The organism is Duganella sp. FT27W, from assembly GCF_009295655.1.
GTDB lineage: Bacteria > Pseudomonadota > Gammaproteobacteria > Burkholderiales > Burkholderiaceae_D > Rugamonas > Rugamonas zoogloeoides.
In genome coordinates this window covers 1-202 of the sequence record NZ_WHIV01000055.1, presented here as the reverse complement: position 1 = coordinate 202, position 202 = coordinate 1, and the positions used below count along the sequence as shown (strand labels likewise).

Below are 202 nucleotides of genomic sequence, written 5' to 3'. Positions count from 1 at the left end.
GGGGGATTAGCTCAGCTGGGAGAGCACCTGCTTTGCAAGCAGGGGGTCGTCGGTTCGATCCCGTCATCCTCCACCAAGAGTTCAAACGTAAATCAGTGAGATTTAGGTTTGGTCTTTTAGAGACCAAGTGCTGTATGTTCTTTAACAATCTGGAAGAAGTAAGTAGATTTTTATGTGTCGTGTTACGGTAAAACGTAATGCG

The 202-nt window shown here is 45.5% G+C and carries 1 tRNA gene; it reads left to right on the top strand.

The features are described 5' to 3' along the window. Window positions 1–76, top strand: a tRNA-Ala gene (locus F8197_RS28445). Window positions 77–202 lie beyond the last annotated feature (126 nt).